The organism is Flavobacterium sp., from assembly GCF_027533505.1.
Taxonomy (GTDB): domain Bacteria; phylum Bacteroidota; class Bacteroidia; order Flavobacteriales; family Flavobacteriaceae; genus Flavobacterium.
Window position 1 is genome coordinate 1 of record NZ_JAPZUB010000030.1, and the last position, 15605, is coordinate 15605.

Here is a 15605-nt window from a genome sequence, read left to right on the forward strand (position 1 = left end):
CGAAGATTTACATTTTTGACCGTTACGGTAAACTCTTAAAGCAAATCAGTCCCACGGCAGCAGGATGGGATGGTACCTACAACGGTGCCTTGATGCCTGCCACCGACTACTGGTTCTTGGTAGAGTACTTTGAGGGGAATGTTGCGAAGGAATTTAGAGCGCACTTCTCGTTGAAAAGGTAGACTTTAGATGTTAGACGTTAGACTTTAGACGTTAGACTTTAGACTTTAGAATAAAAAGAGCTGCTCAGAAATGGGCGGCTTTTTTTACAATTAGAAAATTCATCATTCATCATTCATAATTCCTAATTCTTTCCGCGCGAGGGGTGGCAGTGGAAATCCTTGCCGCAGCGCAGCGGAGGCAAGATTGCAACGAACGACCCGACCCCGAGGCGGTTAACCTCCATAGGAAAACGGGGGTAATTCCGAGGGGGCGCGCCCTAATGATTGTAGCAACCTACCTACCGGCTGGCAGGTGTGTCGATGTTACAATGGGGTAATAGAGAATAAAAAAACCTGCAGGTATGGGAGTACGATGCAGGTTGGGGTGATAGAGATAAAAATCCTATAACCGTATTTACCGTCGCAATAATTTTTGGGTTTGATAATAGTTGCGATCAAAGATTAGCGTGATAAATAGCACTTCGGAATACACGGCATCAAGTTCAAAATCAAGGATATTGGTTCCTAATTTGGATTTGGTTAACCGTCCTTCCATAACTAATTTACCCGTGCCATCGGTGACAAGGTATTCCATGGAAGCCTCGTAAGGAAATTCGTAAGTGAGTTTGATTTTTTGGTCGCTGCTTGGATTAGGGGCGATTGAAAACTGAAAGGGATGTGGTGCGCTCACGGGTTGTACATGAAGTATGGGTTGCGCTACGAGACGCACTTCATAAATGACCGATGAAGGTGCGGTTTGTGCCGTTTGATTGTTGGTGAAAGGATTTTGAGACGCACTAGCGATTCCCCCAACAATGTAACCTAAAACAAAATTATCGCTTGTAATTTCATCCAATTTAACGATGTCATTTTCGCGATGGGGTAATTGCAGATTGGGAAGAAACTCGGAACCAGCCCCAACAAAAATGGGCATTTCTTCAGGCTGACGGTATTCGACCCAACCGTTTATAGGGTCGCGGGTTACTCGACTAATCGTTTTCACAAAAGGAACATTGGTGTCTTGCGTTAGGGTATTACCTTGGTAATAGTACTGACTTAATCCACCAAAAAATAGGGTATGCATTTTTTGCGTTACAGCATCATACAACTCCACATGGGCACCATGGTAATTGCTCAGTAACTGACTATAGGTCGTTTGCGGAATGTAACCTGATGTATTGATATCGACAGGATACAGAAACGGAAGGTTGGCATTAACCTGAAAAACACCGCTTGAAATCATATAACCAGTGCTTCCATCCTGGAAAATTTGGGGAATTAAATTGTAATCTCTACGGTGTAAATGAACTGCGTCTATGGTTTCAATGTAATCAGTGACCTGCCAAAGCATATTTTGATAGGATAACTTAAACTTTTTAATCGCATCAGTATAGGTTTGCGTAAAAGTGGGATTGTTCATTGGATTATAGCGTCCGTCAAACCGATGTCCTCCCACTAAATAAAACGTATCCCCAATTTTACCTAACTGTCCCCCCGTCACTGCAAAACGGGTATCGTCGAGTTGTTGAAAAGTGGAAGGTTGCAAACTCCCAGCTTGTACATTGGCTACTAATGCCGGTAAGTTTACGAGGGTCAACTTGGGGTAGGTAATGTGATTGTTGGCGGTATTTGAAAACCCATATCCTCCTATCAAAATTAGGGTATCATTTTCTTGGTAAAAATTGATATTGGTGGCCTGCAATTGCTCCTGCAAACCAACACTTAAACTCGATAAGGGAGCTGTCCATTGTTGCCAAGTTGCAGTGTCTACTACACGAATTTCGGTGTTATTGGCCGATGCAGGAAAGGCATTAAAGGGTTGCCTTGCATGTAATCCATCGAGACGCCCACCAATAAATATCCATTTGCCTTGGTATTGCGCTTTTGCAAACGATTGAATGCCACCAAAACCGGGAACATTGATAGGAGTTAACTGAATTTGATAATTAAAGTCGGATTGCGCTTCGGAAGTACTCCAGAGCATCCCAAAAAAAGCAATCCAAAATAAACGATTTTGCATGGTGTTATTTTTTTCAAAGGTATCCGATTATTCTCCTACCGACTGTAACCAATGTTACGATTTACCCTCGGTATAAAAAAACCTACAAGCGCTATTGCAGGTTGGCTTTTTTAGTCTTTAACCCCGAGTTTGGTGAGGATATCTTCCATGAGGCACCATTTGGTGAGGGACGATTGGAGTAAGTTGGCCCCCACAAAGGCGGTGAAACCGAACCAATATGGGTGCACAAAAAGGCCTAATGCCACACTGATGAGGATAAAACTGCCAGCGATGGCGCGAATGATTCTATTTTTCATAATTTTTATTTTTAAATGTATTGCTCAATAGGGAAAGAAGCCGCATGGACTTTGGACGGCGTGTCTAACGTAGCATTTAGGCTTTGTATCGCCGAAAAAAGGGGATTCCATTGATCGTCTTCTAGAAAAATATGGTACAAAACGGAATCGGTAGTTGGTATTTCAGTACCAAACCAATTGCTTTCTAACGGCTCTTGAACGGGCTGGCTATAGCCATTTACGTCGTGGAAGGAATAGTGCTTCACGCCTATTTTCTTCAAAACCTCTTGAATTGCTTCTTGATAATCGGTTATTGCTGTAATCAGTATTAATTTCATAATTCTTTATTTAAAAAAAGATCCGCTAGCCACCCAATTCCTTGGTATGTAATGAAGTCACTAGCGCTAAACGGACGCTTTTGAATTAGTTATTTTCCCATTTTTTTCGTTCGGTGATATAATAAATCAAGGGCACTACAATTAGGGTAAGTAAGGTAGAAACAATGGCTCCTGCTACAAGTGAAATGGCCAATCCTTGAAAAATGGGATCGAACAAAATAATCGAAGCCCCAATCACAACCGCTCCTGTGGTCAACAAAATCGGTGTGGTACGCACGGCACCTGCATCGATAATCGCTTGTTTTAAGGGAATACCTTCATGGAGTCGAATTTCGATAAAGTCGATGAGCAGTACGGAATTTCGAACCATTACTCCAGCCAACGCAATCATTCCGATAAAAGAGGTTGCGGTAAAGAAGGCGCCGAGCAACCAGTGCCCTAATACGATTCCGACTAAAGAAAGCGGAATCGCTAACATCATGACAATGGGTGTTTTGAAGTTTTGGAACCAACCGACAATCAACATATAGATGATAATGATAACCACCAAAAATGCGGTGCCAAGGTCACGGAAAACTTCGAGGGTGATTTGCCACTCCCCGTCCCATTTCACGGTAAAATTACTCTCATCTTCGGGTTGGCCCATGTATAAATCGGATACCGAATACCCTGCAGGTAATTTAATTTTTTGCAGTTTTTCATTCATCCCTAGAATGGCGTAAACCGGACTTTCAAGCGCGCCTGCCATATCCGCTGTAACGTAGACCACTCTTTTTTGGTCTTTACGAAATATGGTTTTCTGAAGGGTATCTTTTTTGATTTGAATCAAATCACTGACAGGAACTACATTTCCATGACTTCCTTTAATCTTAAGGGCGCCAATATCGTCCAACGAGGATTTATCTTTGTCATCCAATGACAAGACGATTCCTACATTGTCATGGGAGGTTTCATCATACAAATTAGAAACTGGATATTCTTTTAAAAGATAGGTCAGATTCCCCACTACTTGTTGCGGTGCAATACCATTGAGCATGGCTTTTTCTTTATCTACTTCCAAATGATATTCGGTTTGAGGTTCCTCTACCATCCAATCGATATCCACAATATCGGGTGTTTGGTGTAAAATGGTTTTCACTTGGTTGGCCACTTTGATTTGCTCTTTGTAATCGGGACCGTAGATTTCGGCCACTAATGTCGATAATACAGGAGGTCCGGGTGGGACTTCGATGATTTTCACATGGGCTCCGTATCGTTTAGCGATTTTCACTATTTCGGGACGAACGCGTTTGGCAATTTCATGACTTTGCGGATCACGTTCTTCTTTGTGCAACAAATTCACCTGAATATCGGCCATATTGCTTCCTCCGCGCATATCGTAATGACGTACCAATCCGTTGAAGGTAATCGGCGCCGAAGTACCAATATAGTTTTGGTAATTCACCACTTCGGGAACGGTAGAAAGGTATTGTGCAATTTCTTGCGTTACCACTGCGGTTCGCTCCAAAGTAGTGCCTTCGGGCATATCGATTACCACTTGGAATTCATTTTTATTATCAAAAGGTAACATTTTCACGGCGACACTTTTGGTAAAAAACATCGTAACAGAACCCAACAATAAGAGTACGGTGATGCCTAACATCCAGCGGCGTTTTTTCGAACTCTCCAGGAAAGGTCGTTCCAGTTTATTGTAGACTTTATAAATCCAAGAAGTTTCCAGTCCTTCTTCTGCTTTGTGTTCATTTTCCTCTTTTTCTTGAAGAAAATGATACCCTAAGTACGGCGTGATGGTTAAGGCTACGAATAAAGAAAGAAGCATTGCGATGGAGGCACCGATAGGCATCGGACTCATGTAAGGTCCCATCATCCCCGAAACAAATGCCATTGGGAGAATAGCGGCAATCACGGTGAATGTGGCTAAAATTGTAGGATTACCCACTTCATTAATTGCGAAGATCGCGGCTTGCTTAAACGGTAAGCGCTTCATTTTAAAATGGCGGTGCATATTTTCAGCAATAATAATACTGTCATCGACTACAATTCCGACTACAAAAACCAAGGCAAACAAGGTGATTCTATTTAACGTATATCCTAACAAATAGTAGCTAAATAAGGTCAACGCAAAGGTTAACGGTACAGAAAGGAAAACGACTAATCCACCGCGCCATCCCATGGCCAACATGACTAAAACAGTTACGGCAATGATGGCTATTCCTAAGTGCATGAGCAACTCCCCTACTTTATGGGAAGCGGTTTCTCCGTAATTTCGGGTCACTTCCACATGGACATCGTTTGGAATAATGGTTTTCTTAAGTGCCTCCACTTTGGTACTGATTTTCTCTGAAATTTTCATCGCATCGGCCCCTTTGACCTTGGCAACCGAAATCGTCACGGCAGGATAATCTGAGGGATTTCCTTTCCCTTTTTCATTGGCTTTGCCGTAACCAAAAGAAACATAACTTCGGGGCGTTGAAGGTCCGTCTTCCACGGTAGCCACTTGTTTTAAGTACACGGGTCTATTTTGGTAAACCCCAACCACCAATTCTTCAATATCTTCAGCGGTTTGCAAAAATTGGCCGGTAGTCACCAAATATTCTTGATCCCCATGCACTAGTGCACCGGATTGTGAACTGCCGTTGTTGGCTTGAATCATTTGCATAATTCCCAAAGGATCCACCCCTGTTTCAGCCATTTTATCTTTATCTAAAATCACTTTCACTTCGCGATTACGTCCCCCGATTTCTTTGGTGATGGCTACATCTTTCACTTTCTCAATTTCGGAAGTCACTTCTTCTGCGATTTGACGTAATTCGAAGTCGTTGTATTTTTCGCTCCAAAGGGTGAGTCCGAGCATCGGTACATCATCAATGGAACGGGTTTTTACGATGGGTTTGTAAACGCCTTGTGGAAATTCATGCTCGTGTTTCATCAATTCGTCATACAATTTCACATAGGAACGTTCGATATCTTGACCCACATAAAACTGGACAATAATCATTCCTTGGCCGTTCATCGCCATACTGTGAATATGTTCGACCCCTTTGATATTTCCAATGATTTTTTCTAAGGGTTTGATGACCCGACTTTCCACTTCGGCTGAACTGGCACCAGGATATCCTACCATGACATCTGCCATGGGCACATTAATTTGAGGTTCTTCTTCACGGGGAATCAGAAACGAACTGTAGACACCGATAATCATCAGTGCAACCATCAACAAAACCGTCAGTTTTGAATGGATAAAAAAGTGGGCTATTTTCCCAGAAATTCCTTCTTTCATACTACCCTAAATTACTGTACCGTTACGGGTACACCGTTATACAATCGTCCTTGTGCTGAAACAATGTAGGGTTCGTCAGAAGTTAATCCTGATAAAACTTCGACTTGACTGCCGAAGGTTTTACCAATGCGAATCCAACGTAATACGGCGCGTTTTTGATCACTAACCGTATATATTCCGATTAATTGGCCTTGATGCACCAAAGCGGATTCGGGAACGACAACCGATTGTGTTTGCGTTGCTGTTGTTTTGGGGGCAACTGGAAATTGAACGTGTGCAAACATGCCCGATTTCAAAGAAGCTTCTTGGGTATTCAAATTAATTTTAACCAAATATTGCCCGCCTGTATTTTTAGCGGAAGCGGAAACTTCGGTAACGGTTCCAGCAACGGTTTTATTAAGGGATTTTACTTGTACAGTAGCATTCATTCCATTGTGAATTTGATCGATCGCATTTTCCGCCACCATGGCAGTGACTTGCAAGGCTTTTCCACCTTCGATACTCACTAAGGGCATCCCTGGATTGGCCATATCACCTTCTTTTACGAAAGTTCCCGTAATTTCACCTGCAAAAGGAGCGGTGATGTTGGCATAGTTGAATTGAGCCATCACTTCGTTTCGCATTTGTTTCGCGCCTTCGAGTCCGGCCTTTGCCATCTCATAGCGTGAAGTCATGTCATCCAGTTCTTTTTGAGAAGCCGATTGTTGTTGGAACAAATTTTGGAACCGTTCGTAATCTTTTTTCGCATTTTGAAACGCTGCATTCGCTTGAAGAATAGAGGCTTCTACTTGAGCTTTTTTGGCTTGTAAATCAGTATTATTAATACGCACCAATAATTGACCTGCGGCAACGCGTTGGCCCATTTTTACATGGACTTTGGTTACATAACCCATCATTCGGGTACTTACATTGGCACTACTCACGGCTTCAATTTTTCCGCTTGCGGAGACATAATCCTTGTTTGAAGTGGTTAATTCTCCTGAAACGGTGACAGGAACTGCGGTTTCCGTTGTTATTTTTTTGGTATCCTGACCACAGGCAGCAAAAAGAAGCACCGTGGAAAAAACGGTTATGATTTGTATTTTTTTCATGGATTTTGAATTTAGTTCACGATTCATTTTCAGTGTAGGTTACTATTATTAGGGTTTTGGATTCAAAAATTGGAGATACTGTTCTGTAAATTGATATTCGAAAATCGATTGTTGGTATTCCAATTCTTTTTGGTACATCAAGGTTTCGGATTGCAAAACATCGGTCGTTTTTTCTAATCCTTGTGCAAATCGATTTTGACGAATACGGTAGGCTTCTTTGGATTGTTCCCAAGCCAACTGCGCATTAGAAACTTTACTTTTAGCATCTTGAAATTGTCGTTGTGCTTTTTGAAATTCAAGCTGACTTTGTTTTTTATATTGATCGGCTTCGGTTTCAGCCTTCTGAAATTCGGCTTTGGCTTTATCGATTTTACCATAGGATTTCATTCCGTCAAAAAGATTCCAGGATAATTGGGCACCTAATAGATAGCCATTCGCTTGAAATCCCATTACTTTACGATCATAAAGTTGATAATTCCCAAAAGCATTTAAGCGCGGAAGCAAACTCATTTGCTGCATTTTAAGCATATTCTTGTAGGCTTCGGTAGTTTTTTGATACGCTTGAAAATCAGAACGGTTTTCGTTCAGTGTTGCAATCAGGGCAATTTCAGTTGGACTTGCTTCCAGCGTCTCGGTGGGTTTATAAATTCCTTTTATATCTTCGTTGAGTAAGAAAGCGAGATAGTCGGATGCGTTTTGAACATTAGAACGGGCCGATGCTAATTGATTTTTTATTTCGTTTACGCGGACTTGCACGTTTAACACATCTGTTTTTTGGACCATTCCATTCTTGAAATAATTATCTACGAGTTTTAAATTAGCCGTTGCAGTGCCTTCTGCTTTTTGCATCACGGCAACCGCTTTGTAAGCCAATTGCAATTGCATATACGCTTTCACCACTTCGAGTTGCAAGTATTCCTGTGTGCGCTTTGATTGCAAACCATAGGCATCCATTTTGGCTTTGGCTGCTTTTCGTCCCATCCAACCATCCAGATTAATTAGGGGTTGTTGCACTTCAATTTGCGTGGCGAAGTTTTGGGTTTGATTAGGATTATTTAAACGATTGGGATCAAAGTCCATTGGTGTTAGAATTTCCTGATTTAATTTTGATCCAAAAGCCATCAACGGATTTGTGGTGACCATGGCCGTTTGTGAAGCGGAAATGGAGGGCAAAAAGAGGGCACGGGTTTGTTTGTAGTCGGCTTTTGCCCCTTGATAATTGTGTTGCGCTATTTTTAGTTGAAGGTTTTGGGTTACTTTTTCTAGTAATCCACTTTTGGAAATGGATAGGGTGTCTTGGGCTTGGAGTCCGAGCATATTTCCAAGAATCAATGTAGTAAATAAGACTGCTTTTTTCATCGTATATCGGTTATGATGAAGCAAAAATAAGGGTGGGTTTTGGGGTGTACAGTTACAATTGTTACTGTGTAACTTGGGTTACAAAGGGCATTATCGTTTATAAAAAAAAGAGGTGGTTAAATTCAGAACATCCATTTTACAACCTGTTGCATTTCTAAATTTCTCGTTTCGCTTACCCAAAATAAAGACCATCTCATTATCAACAATTTATCTTCAAAAACAGTTGATAACTTCGTCGAACATTTGTTAAATTCAAATTCATAACCCTTTAATTTTAATATTGTTAACCAATAAACTATTTGATTATGAATTTGAAAAAACTTTTAGGAGGCGGAATCGTCGGAGGGATTTCATTCTTTTTGTTGGGTTGGATTACCTATGGCATGCTTTTAAAGGACTATTTTCCGCAGGAAGAAGGCAGTGAAAATCTGACGTTTATTTTTTTGGGTTCGATGAGTTATGGATTTTTATTTGGTTGGATTTTCCAACTTAATGAAGGGATTGGGAAATGTGTTTCGGGCATTAAGGCAGGGTTTGGGATTGGTTTGTTTACCACACTTTATGTTCTTTTTTTCCAAGCAATGAATCAACCTCAAATTGATGTTCAATTGATGGTAATCGACACGCTTACCATGCTTATTATTTCGGCTTTAATGGGTGCTATCGTGGCCGTAGTCAACGGTAAACTCAGCTAAGTATATTGAATTGGGTTAGTGGAAAACACGAATCGTTGGGTTCGTGTTTTTTTATGTACTTTCGTGACGTATCGAAATCGTATCTTATGTGTTTTTACATGCAAATGAAAGATCCCAAGCCCAAAGTGGAAGCGCGTTTTCATGCAAAAGTTGCTCCTGATGCGTTGTGGCCACAATCGGAATACTTCAACGGATTTAGTTTTCCAAAGATGGCCCTAATTACCGATACGGCTCCCGATCGACTGCAAACTAATTTTAGTTGGGGACTTCTACCCTCTTGGGCTAAAGACAGTGATTTTCGTAAAAATACGCTGAATGCACGACTAGAAACCCTTACTGAAAAACCCAGCTTTAAAAACATTACACACCAACGCTGTCTGATTCCTGCCAATGCATATTTTGACTGGCATTGGTTAGACCCACAAGGAAAAGCAAAGCAACGGTATTGCATTCATACGTCGGAGGAACTTTTTGCCTTTGCCGGACTTTATAGTTGTGGGCAACATCCTGAAACGGGCGAAACTATCAATACGTTTACCCTACTTACTACAGCGGCCAATGCAACGATGGCGTTCATTCACAACACCAAAAAACGGATGCCTGTCATTGTAAAACGAGAGGATGAGCAACGTTGGCTAAATCATGAAATCGAACCCAACGCGCTGGCGTTTCCCTATGAGGTGCCGCTTTTGGCTTTTCCTTACTAAAAAATAGTTTAACTCGTTTCAACTTTTTTGTATCTTTAGGTCATAACCAATACAAAAAACTATGTTAGAACGAAATCATCACTTAGGCTTATTGATCTTACGCATGGCCGTAGGCGGACTCATGCTGTTTCACGGCGTGGCCAAATTGGAACACGGCATTGACTTTATCCAAGAGGCAGTAGGTCCTTTGGCTTATGGTGTTTATTTGGGCGAATTATTGGCGCCATTGGCCATCGTACTGGGATACCGCACCCGATTGGCGGCTTTGGTTTTTGGAATCAATTGTATTGCTGCGGTAGCCATTGCACATTCAACCGATATTTTGAAATTGAATGAATACGGCGGGTATGCTTTGGAATTGCTGGCCTTGTATTTAGTGGGTGCCTTGTCGCTTTTTTTTACAGGCGGTGGAGCGTTTGCTGTGTCCAAAAATAGCCGTTGGGATTAATCAATTTTCCCTTCAAATTTTTGTTCTGCATGACGTAAAAGCTGTTTGATTAGGGCTTGTTTGTCATGTATCAATTCTCTTGAAAAAGGCAACTCTGGTAAAGGAATGCCCATGCCTAGCATGACGGTATCCAACGGGATTGCCTTTCCTTTTTGCACCATACGTAATTCTTTTAGCGCTATGCAATAAAGTTTGCCTTTACGGGTGATGACCGATTCGACAACTAATTTATGTTCATCCCAATAGACCAGTTGATTTTGCACGGAAAACGTTTGAAAGCACTGTAAGGAGCGGCGATAAATAATGGTGGTATTGACTACAGGAGCCATGATGTTGTGTCGCAAGGCATAGCGAAAAAAGCCACTGCGAATGACCAAATCAAACCGTCCTAGTTCCATGTAATTCAAGTAACGCGCATTGTTCATGTGAATGTATTCGTCTAAATCGAAAGGCGTTACCCAATAGGTATGTTTTACAACGGCTGAAAAATCAGTAATGCGCGGCCGAAAAATACTCCGTAGGAGAAGCCAGCATTTGTATACAAAAAGATGCATCGGTTTTTTGACAAAGTACGGGAATACAAAGGAAATCCGCAACGGTAAAAAAAAACTCAGCTTACAATACCGAGAAAATTGTATCGCGGTATTTTTGCTGTCCGTTGACATAAAAGGGACGATCGGCGCGGAGTACCATGGCATAATTTCTACCCAACAATTCCATGAAACCACCTTGAATTTCAATAGGATACGCCGTTTAGGGTTGCACACGAAAATGGGGGTTTTGAAAACGGGGTAGGTTCGTTTGCTTCCCTTGGATTGTGGGACTGATTTTTTTTCCGACATACAAATGGAAAGGAATGCCATGGGTGTCCCATCGCAAGGTATCACCGGGACGAATCCAAACACAATGTCGGGCGGCTTGCCGTTTTTCTTCCTCTTTAAAAAAGGCCTCAATACTATTTGAATCTGAAAAAAGGAGCACCTCAAAGGGAGACGTATTGATAAACGTGAGCCCCGATTGTTCTGGTGGCCGTTTCCGCTTTTGGAAAAAATCGTATCCCGTTTGCAACGTATCGGAATAAGGGTGTCCCAGTTGAATGCCGTTTTTATCGTAAAAGTAAAGGGATGGATAAAACCCTATTTTGGCCATTTCTCTTTGGTTTTGAATGGCTTCGCGTTTTTTGCTCCCGTAGTGGGCCGCAACACCAATCAGCATTCCAATAATCCCCAAAAGGATGAGCGTAAATTTAAAATCCCCCATAACCCGCTTGCGCTTGCGTTGTTCTTTTGGATCGGTGGGATGGTAAAACAAGTAGTAAAAACCCCCAAATAAAATTTCAAAAAAGTTTACGATGCCGGGTTTGTTGACACTTTCTAGAATGTCCGTCAGTTGTTCGTGTTGTTGCCTGCGAATATATTGCACCAACTGGATCAACTTTTTCTCCCCTATTTTATCGGCCAATTCAGCATAGTAGTCAAACAAACGTTCTTCGACATTAAATTTAGAAGAGGTCATTGCCCATCGGTAAGATTCTAATTTGGCTTCCAACTTGTTGATGATCAAACGACGCACCCCTACGGGCATGATGTCAACATAACGCCAAGTAAACTTTAGGTAATAAAACCGTTCCGCTTCAAACTCCTCGGCAATAAAAACTTCCCAATCGGGAGAAAGATAAGCTTCGACCTCGGCGGCTAAGCGACTCCAACCAAACTGTTCATAATCGGGATCGGGATAGGTCTGTAGCAAATTTGTTTGTTGACGAAAATGCAAAGCAAATTCGGGATGTGCATCGAGAAAAGCGAGTAGGGGTGACTTGGTTTTGAGTACTTCTAAAAATTGCGCTAAGGCATTCACACTCTCGGAAGGGGCAGTGAGTTGACTTTCGAGCCGTAAGCGTTTTTCAAATTTAATAATACTATCCTCCGGCCATTGCGAAGGGGGTTCGGAATGGAAGGCTTGAGCAAAAAAATAAGCGTCTAAAAAGGTCATTGGTTTAAAACGGCAAGGTACGACATTTTTAAAAACGTTCTTAGAAAGACGTGCGTGAGCGGGTGAAGCGGCATCCTTGGGTGGAGGCTACGGAACCCAAGATAGAGCGAAAAACGCGACCCGGAGGGGCACGCCCAAAACTAAATTTTGTTAAAATAAAACATATTTACCAACACTGTAGGGCATTAAACAAAACATAACGCAACGCTTCTTTCCATTTTACATGATTTTTTACAAATTCCACAATAATTAGTATGCACGCATAATTTTTTTGCGATTTATTATGCATGCATAGTATTTTTTGTTATTTTTGAAATCGATTTCGTAACCTAACCTTTATGAAAGATAAAACGATTGATTACGCACTTCGGGCGACATGGCAAGCGGTAGCGCGGATGTACAACGAAGAAGCGTCAAAATACGATGCCTCGATGGCGGTAGGATTTGCCCTATTGAGTATTGATAAAGAAGAAGGAACACCCTCTTCGTATATCAGTAGCCGCATGGGAATGGAGCCGACGAGTTTGACACGAACGTTGAAAACCCTTGAGGACCGCGGATTGATTTACCGAGAAAAAAATCCAGAGGACGGACGTGGGGTGCTGATTTTTTTGACTGAGGAAGGAAAGTCAAAACGCGAATTGTCGAAAAACACCGTATTACGATTTAACGAAGTGGTTCGGCACCATGTGACCGATGTTCAACTCGCCCATTTTATGCAAGTTACCGAACTCATCAATGACTTGATTGCTGAAAAAAAAATATTTTAAAACCAACACCATAGCATAACTATCTATGAAACGACTCATTAAAAAAGTGGCGGTTGTCGGATCCGGAATCATGGGATCGGGCATTGCGTGTCATTTTGCCAATATTGGACTGGAGGTTTTACTGTTGGACATTGTGCCCAACACGTTGACTCCAGCCGAAGAAAAGAAAGGGCTTACCTTAGAAAACAAGGCCGTTCGAAACCGCTTGGTCAACGACCATTTGGCGAATGCGTTAAAATCGAACCCCTCCCCGATTTACAGTCAGAAGTTCGCTTCCCGCATCACCACGGGCAACACTACCGACGATATGGCGAAAATCGCTACCTGTGATTGGGTTATCGAAGTGGTGGTGGAGCGTTTGGACATCAAAAAATTGGTCTTTGAGCAAATCGACAAATTTCGCAAACCGGGCACCTTAGTTACCTCAAACACTTCGGGTATTCCCATCCAATTTATGAGTGAAGGACGCAGTGCCGATTTTCAAGCGCATTTCTGTGGCACCCACTTTTTTAACCCTGCGCGTTACTTAAAATTGTTTGAAATCATTCCGGGACCGCAAACGAGTCCGGAGGTTATCGATTTCTTGTTTGAATACGGTTCTAAATTTTTAGGAAAAACCTCTGTAATCGCCAAAGATACCCCTGCCTTCATCGGTAACCGTATCGGAATCTTCGGCATTATGAGTTTGTTCCACCAAGTCAAAGCATTGGGATTGACCATCGAAGAAGTAGACAAATTGACCGGCCCCGTAATCGGTCGTCCGAAGTCGGCTACGTTTCGAACCGTAGATGTAGTGGGATTAGACACCTTAGTCCATGTGGCCAATGGTTTGTATGACAACTGTCCCAACGATGAGGCGCATGATTTGTTTAAACTTCCGGAATTCATCCAAAAAATGATGGAAAACCAGTGGTTGGGCAGCAAAACCAAGCAAGGGTTTTACAAAAAAGAGGGGAAAGATATCCTATCGTTGGATTTGGATACAATGGAATACCGTCCCAACAAAAAAGCTTCGTTTGCTACCCTTGAACTGACCAAAACGATTGACAAACCGATTGATCGTTTCAAGGTTTTGGTAAAAGGAAAAGACAAAGCGGGTGAATTCTACCGCAAGAATTTTGCGGCGATGTTTGCTTACGTATCCAATCGCATTCCTGAAATATCCGACGAATTATACAAAATCGACGATGCCATGAAAGCCGGTTTCGGTTGGGAAAATGGACCGTTCGAAATTTGGGATGCCATCGGAGTGGAAAAGGCTATTGAAATCATGCAAAATGAGGGCTATCAACCCGCGGCATGGGTTCGTGAAATGATCGCTTCAGGATCAACTTCATTTTACACGGTTAAAAATGGAGCCACCTATTATTATGATATTCCATCGAAATCACAGGTCAAAAAACCCGGACAAGAAAGCTTTATCATCTTAGACAACATTCGTGAAACCCAGAAAGTTTGGGGCAACAGCGATTGTTCGCTCTTCCATTTGGGTGATGGCATTTTAAACTTAGAATTCCACTCCAAAATGAATACCATTGGGGGTGGTGTTTTAACGGGCATCAACAAAGCTATTGACTTGGCCGAAAAAGAATACCACGGATTGGTGATTGGAAACCAAGGAGCCAATTTCTCGGTGGGCGCCAATATCGGAATGATTTTCATGATGGCTGTCGAACAAGAATACGACGAGTTAAACATGGCTATCAAACTATTCCAAAACACCATGAGGCGCTGTCGTTATTCGTCCATACCTGTTGTCGTAGCACCACACGGCATGACATTGGGAGGTGGTTGCGAAATGACGTTACATGCCGATCGTGTAGTTGCCGCTGCTGAAACCTATATTGGTTTGGTCGAATTTGGTGTTGGGGTAATCCCTGGCGGTGGCGGTTCGAAAGAAATGACCTTGCGTGCAGCCGACCTTTTCCGTAAAAATGATGTGGAATTGAATGTGTTGCAAGAATATTTCTTAACCATTGGTATGGCCAAAGTAGCCACTTCAGCGTATGAAGCGTTTGACCTTGGTATTTTACAAAAAGGAAAAGATATCGTGGTTGTAAACCGTGATCGTCAGATTGCAACCGCCAAACAAATCGCGTTGCAAATGGCGGAACAAGGCTACACACAACCCGTTGAACGCAAAGACATCAAAGTGCTTGGAAAACAAGCCTTGGGCATGTTCTTGGTCGGAACCGATCAAATGGTCGCAGGCCAATACATTTCGGAACACGACCGTAAAATTGCGAATAAACTAGCCTATGTAATGGCTGGTGGGGATTTATCCGAACCAACGTTGGTTTCAGAACAATATTTATTGGATATCGAACGAGAAGCCTTCTTGAGTTTGTGTACCGAACGTAAAACCTTGGAACGCATTCAGTTTATGTTAACCAAAGGAAAACCACTACGTAATTAGAAAATAGAAAAAAGAAGAAAGAAAAAAGAAGTCTCTTTCAGTGAAACGGTCTT

At 42.1% G+C, this 15605-nt stretch carries 15 protein-coding genes; 6 read left to right on the plus strand and 9 right to left on the minus strand.

All coding sequences use genetic code 11. The features are described from left to right. The coding region (locus O9316_RS06935) for a T9SS type B sorting domain-containing protein (protein ID WP_298204742.1) at positions 1–182 on the plus strand (182 nt) is incomplete at its 5' end. A gap of 394 nt (positions 183–576) precedes the next feature. Here the strand turns inward: O9316_RS06935 and O9316_RS06940 are convergent. The 6 genes from O9316_RS06940 to O9316_RS06965 all read right to left on the minus strand — a co-directional run bounded on the left by O9316_RS06940 (position 577) and on the right by O9316_RS06965 (position 8524). Further along, a complete protein-coding gene (locus O9316_RS06940; RefSeq protein ID WP_298204741.1) occupies positions 577–2181 on the minus strand; it encodes a hypothetical protein in 1605 nt (534 codons plus the stop codon). A gap of 110 nt (positions 2182–2291) precedes the next feature. Further along, the gene (locus O9316_RS06945; RefSeq protein ID WP_298204740.1) at positions 2292–2477 is read right to left on the minus strand and encodes a DUF2892 domain-containing protein; all 186 of its coding nucleotides are present in this window, start codon (positions 2475–2477) and stop codon (positions 2292–2294) included. 11 nt (positions 2478–2488) lie between these two features. Beyond that, a complete protein-coding gene (locus tag O9316_RS06950) occupies positions 2489–2794 on the minus strand; it encodes a hypothetical protein (RefSeq protein WP_298204739.1) in 306 nt (101 codons plus the stop codon). 85 nt (positions 2795–2879) lie between these two features. Next, positions 2880–6074, minus strand: coding sequence for an efflux RND transporter permease subunit (locus O9316_RS06955; RefSeq protein WP_298204738.1), 3195 nt, complete (start codon positions 6072–6074; stop codon positions 2880–2882). A gap of 11 nt (positions 6075–6085) precedes the next feature. Next, positions 6086–7165 (minus strand): efflux RND transporter periplasmic adaptor subunit, encoded by a 1080-nt coding sequence (locus tag O9316_RS06960; protein WP_298204737.1) that lies wholly within the window; start codon positions 7163–7165, stop codon positions 6086–6088. Positions 7166–7213: 48 nt separating this feature from the next. Next, positions 7214–8524, minus strand: coding sequence for a TolC family protein (locus O9316_RS06965; RefSeq protein WP_298204736.1), 1311 nt, complete (start codon positions 8522–8524; stop codon positions 7214–7216). Positions 8525–8829: 305 nt separating this feature from the next. On the opposite strand from O9316_RS06965, the gene O9316_RS06970 reads away from it, so the two are divergent. The 3 genes from O9316_RS06970 (at position 8830) to O9316_RS06980 (ending at position 10374) form a co-directional block, all read left to right on the plus strand. Then, positions 8830–9219: a hypothetical protein gene (locus tag O9316_RS06970; protein WP_298204735.1), complete on the plus strand. Its 390-nt coding sequence runs from the start codon at positions 8830–8832 to the stop codon at positions 9217–9219. A gap of 86 nt (positions 9220–9305) precedes the next feature. Next, the gene (locus tag O9316_RS06975; protein WP_298204734.1) at positions 9306–9926 is read left to right on the plus strand and encodes an SOS response-associated peptidase; all 621 of its coding nucleotides are present in this window, start codon (positions 9306–9308) and stop codon (positions 9924–9926) included. Positions 9927–9987: 61 nt separating this feature from the next. Continuing rightward, a complete protein-coding gene (locus O9316_RS06980; protein WP_298204733.1) occupies positions 9988–10374 on the plus strand; it encodes a DoxX family protein in 387 nt (128 codons plus the stop codon). Here O9316_RS06980 and O9316_RS06985 read toward each other — a convergent pair. From O9316_RS06985 to O9316_RS06995, 3 genes are all read right to left on the minus strand, one after another. Further along, positions 10371–10928: a thioesterase family protein gene (locus O9316_RS06985; RefSeq protein ID WP_298204732.1), complete on the minus strand. Its 558-nt coding sequence runs from the start codon at positions 10926–10928 to the stop codon at positions 10371–10373. The genes O9316_RS06980 and O9316_RS06985 overlap by 4 nt on opposite strands. A 199-nt stretch (positions 10929–11127) precedes the next feature. Then, positions 11128–12366 carry a hypothetical protein gene (locus tag O9316_RS06990; protein WP_298204731.1) on the minus strand — a complete coding sequence of 413 codons (1239 nt, stop codon included), beginning with the start codon at positions 12364–12366 and terminating at the stop codon, positions 11128–11130. A 166-nt stretch (positions 12367–12532) separates the two neighbouring features. Then, positions 12533–12655: a hypothetical protein gene (locus O9316_RS06995; protein ID WP_298347088.1), complete on the minus strand. Its 123-nt coding sequence runs from the start codon at positions 12653–12655 to the stop codon at positions 12533–12535. 49 nt (positions 12656–12704) lie between these two features. Here O9316_RS06995 and O9316_RS07000 point away from each other — a divergent pair, with 49 nt between their 5' ends. Further along, positions 12705–13136, plus strand: coding sequence for a MarR family transcriptional regulator (locus O9316_RS07000; protein ID WP_298204730.1), 432 nt, complete (start codon positions 12705–12707; stop codon positions 13134–13136). A gap of 25 nt (positions 13137–13161) precedes the next feature. Next, positions 13162–15552, plus strand: a complete 2391-nt coding sequence (locus O9316_RS07005) for a 3-hydroxyacyl-CoA dehydrogenase/enoyl-CoA hydratase family protein (RefSeq protein ID WP_298204729.1) — start codon at positions 13162–13164, stop codon at positions 15550–15552. Positions 15553–15605 lie beyond the last annotated feature (53 nt).

Excerpts from the sequence above, each read along its gene's own strand:
- O9316_RS06995 (WP_298347088.1), bottom strand. The coding sequence starts at position 12,655 with ATGCATAATAAATCGCAAAAAAATTATGCGTGCATACTAATTATTGTG.
- O9316_RS06985 (WP_298204732.1), bottom strand. The coding sequence starts at position 10,928 with ATGCATCTTTTTGTATACAAATGCTGGCTTCTCCTACGGAGTATTTTT.
- O9316_RS06960 (WP_298204737.1), bottom strand. The coding sequence starts at position 7,165 with ATGAAAAAAATACAAATCATAACCGTTTTTTCCACGGTGCTTCTTTTT.
- O9316_RS07005 (WP_298204729.1), top strand. The coding sequence starts at position 13,162 with ATGAAACGACTCATTAAAAAAGTGGCGGTTGTCGGATCCGGAATCATG.
- O9316_RS06975 (WP_298204734.1), top strand. The coding sequence starts at position 9,306 with ATGTGTTTTTACATGCAAATGAAAGATCCCAAGCCCAAAGTGGAAGCG.
- O9316_RS06940 (WP_298204741.1), bottom strand. The coding sequence starts at position 2,181 with ATGCAAAATCGTTTATTTTGGATTGCTTTTTTTGGGATGCTCTGGAGT.
- O9316_RS07000 (WP_298204730.1), top strand. The coding sequence starts at position 12,705 with ATGAAAGATAAAACGATTGATTACGCACTTCGGGCGACATGGCAAGCG.
- O9316_RS06965 (WP_298204736.1), bottom strand. The coding sequence starts at position 8,524 with ATGAAAAAAGCAGTCTTATTTACTACATTGATTCTTGGAAATATGCTC.
- O9316_RS06970 (WP_298204735.1), top strand. The coding sequence starts at position 8,830 with ATGAATTTGAAAAAACTTTTAGGAGGCGGAATCGTCGGAGGGATTTCA.
- O9316_RS06945 (WP_298204740.1), bottom strand. The coding sequence starts at position 2,477 with ATGAAAAATAGAATCATTCGCGCCATCGCTGGCAGTTTTATCCTCATC.
- O9316_RS06950 (WP_298204739.1), bottom strand. The coding sequence starts at position 2,794 with ATGAAATTAATACTGATTACAGCAATAACCGATTATCAAGAAGCAATT.
- O9316_RS06980 (WP_298204733.1), top strand. The coding sequence starts at position 9,988 with ATGTTAGAACGAAATCATCACTTAGGCTTATTGATCTTACGCATGGCC.
- O9316_RS06990 (WP_298204731.1), bottom strand. The coding sequence starts at position 12,366 with ATGACCTTTTTAGACGCTTATTTTTTTGCTCAAGCCTTCCATTCCGAA.
- O9316_RS06955 (WP_298204738.1), bottom strand. The coding sequence starts at position 6,074 with ATGAAAGAAGGAATTTCTGGGAAAATAGCCCACTTTTTTATCCATTCA.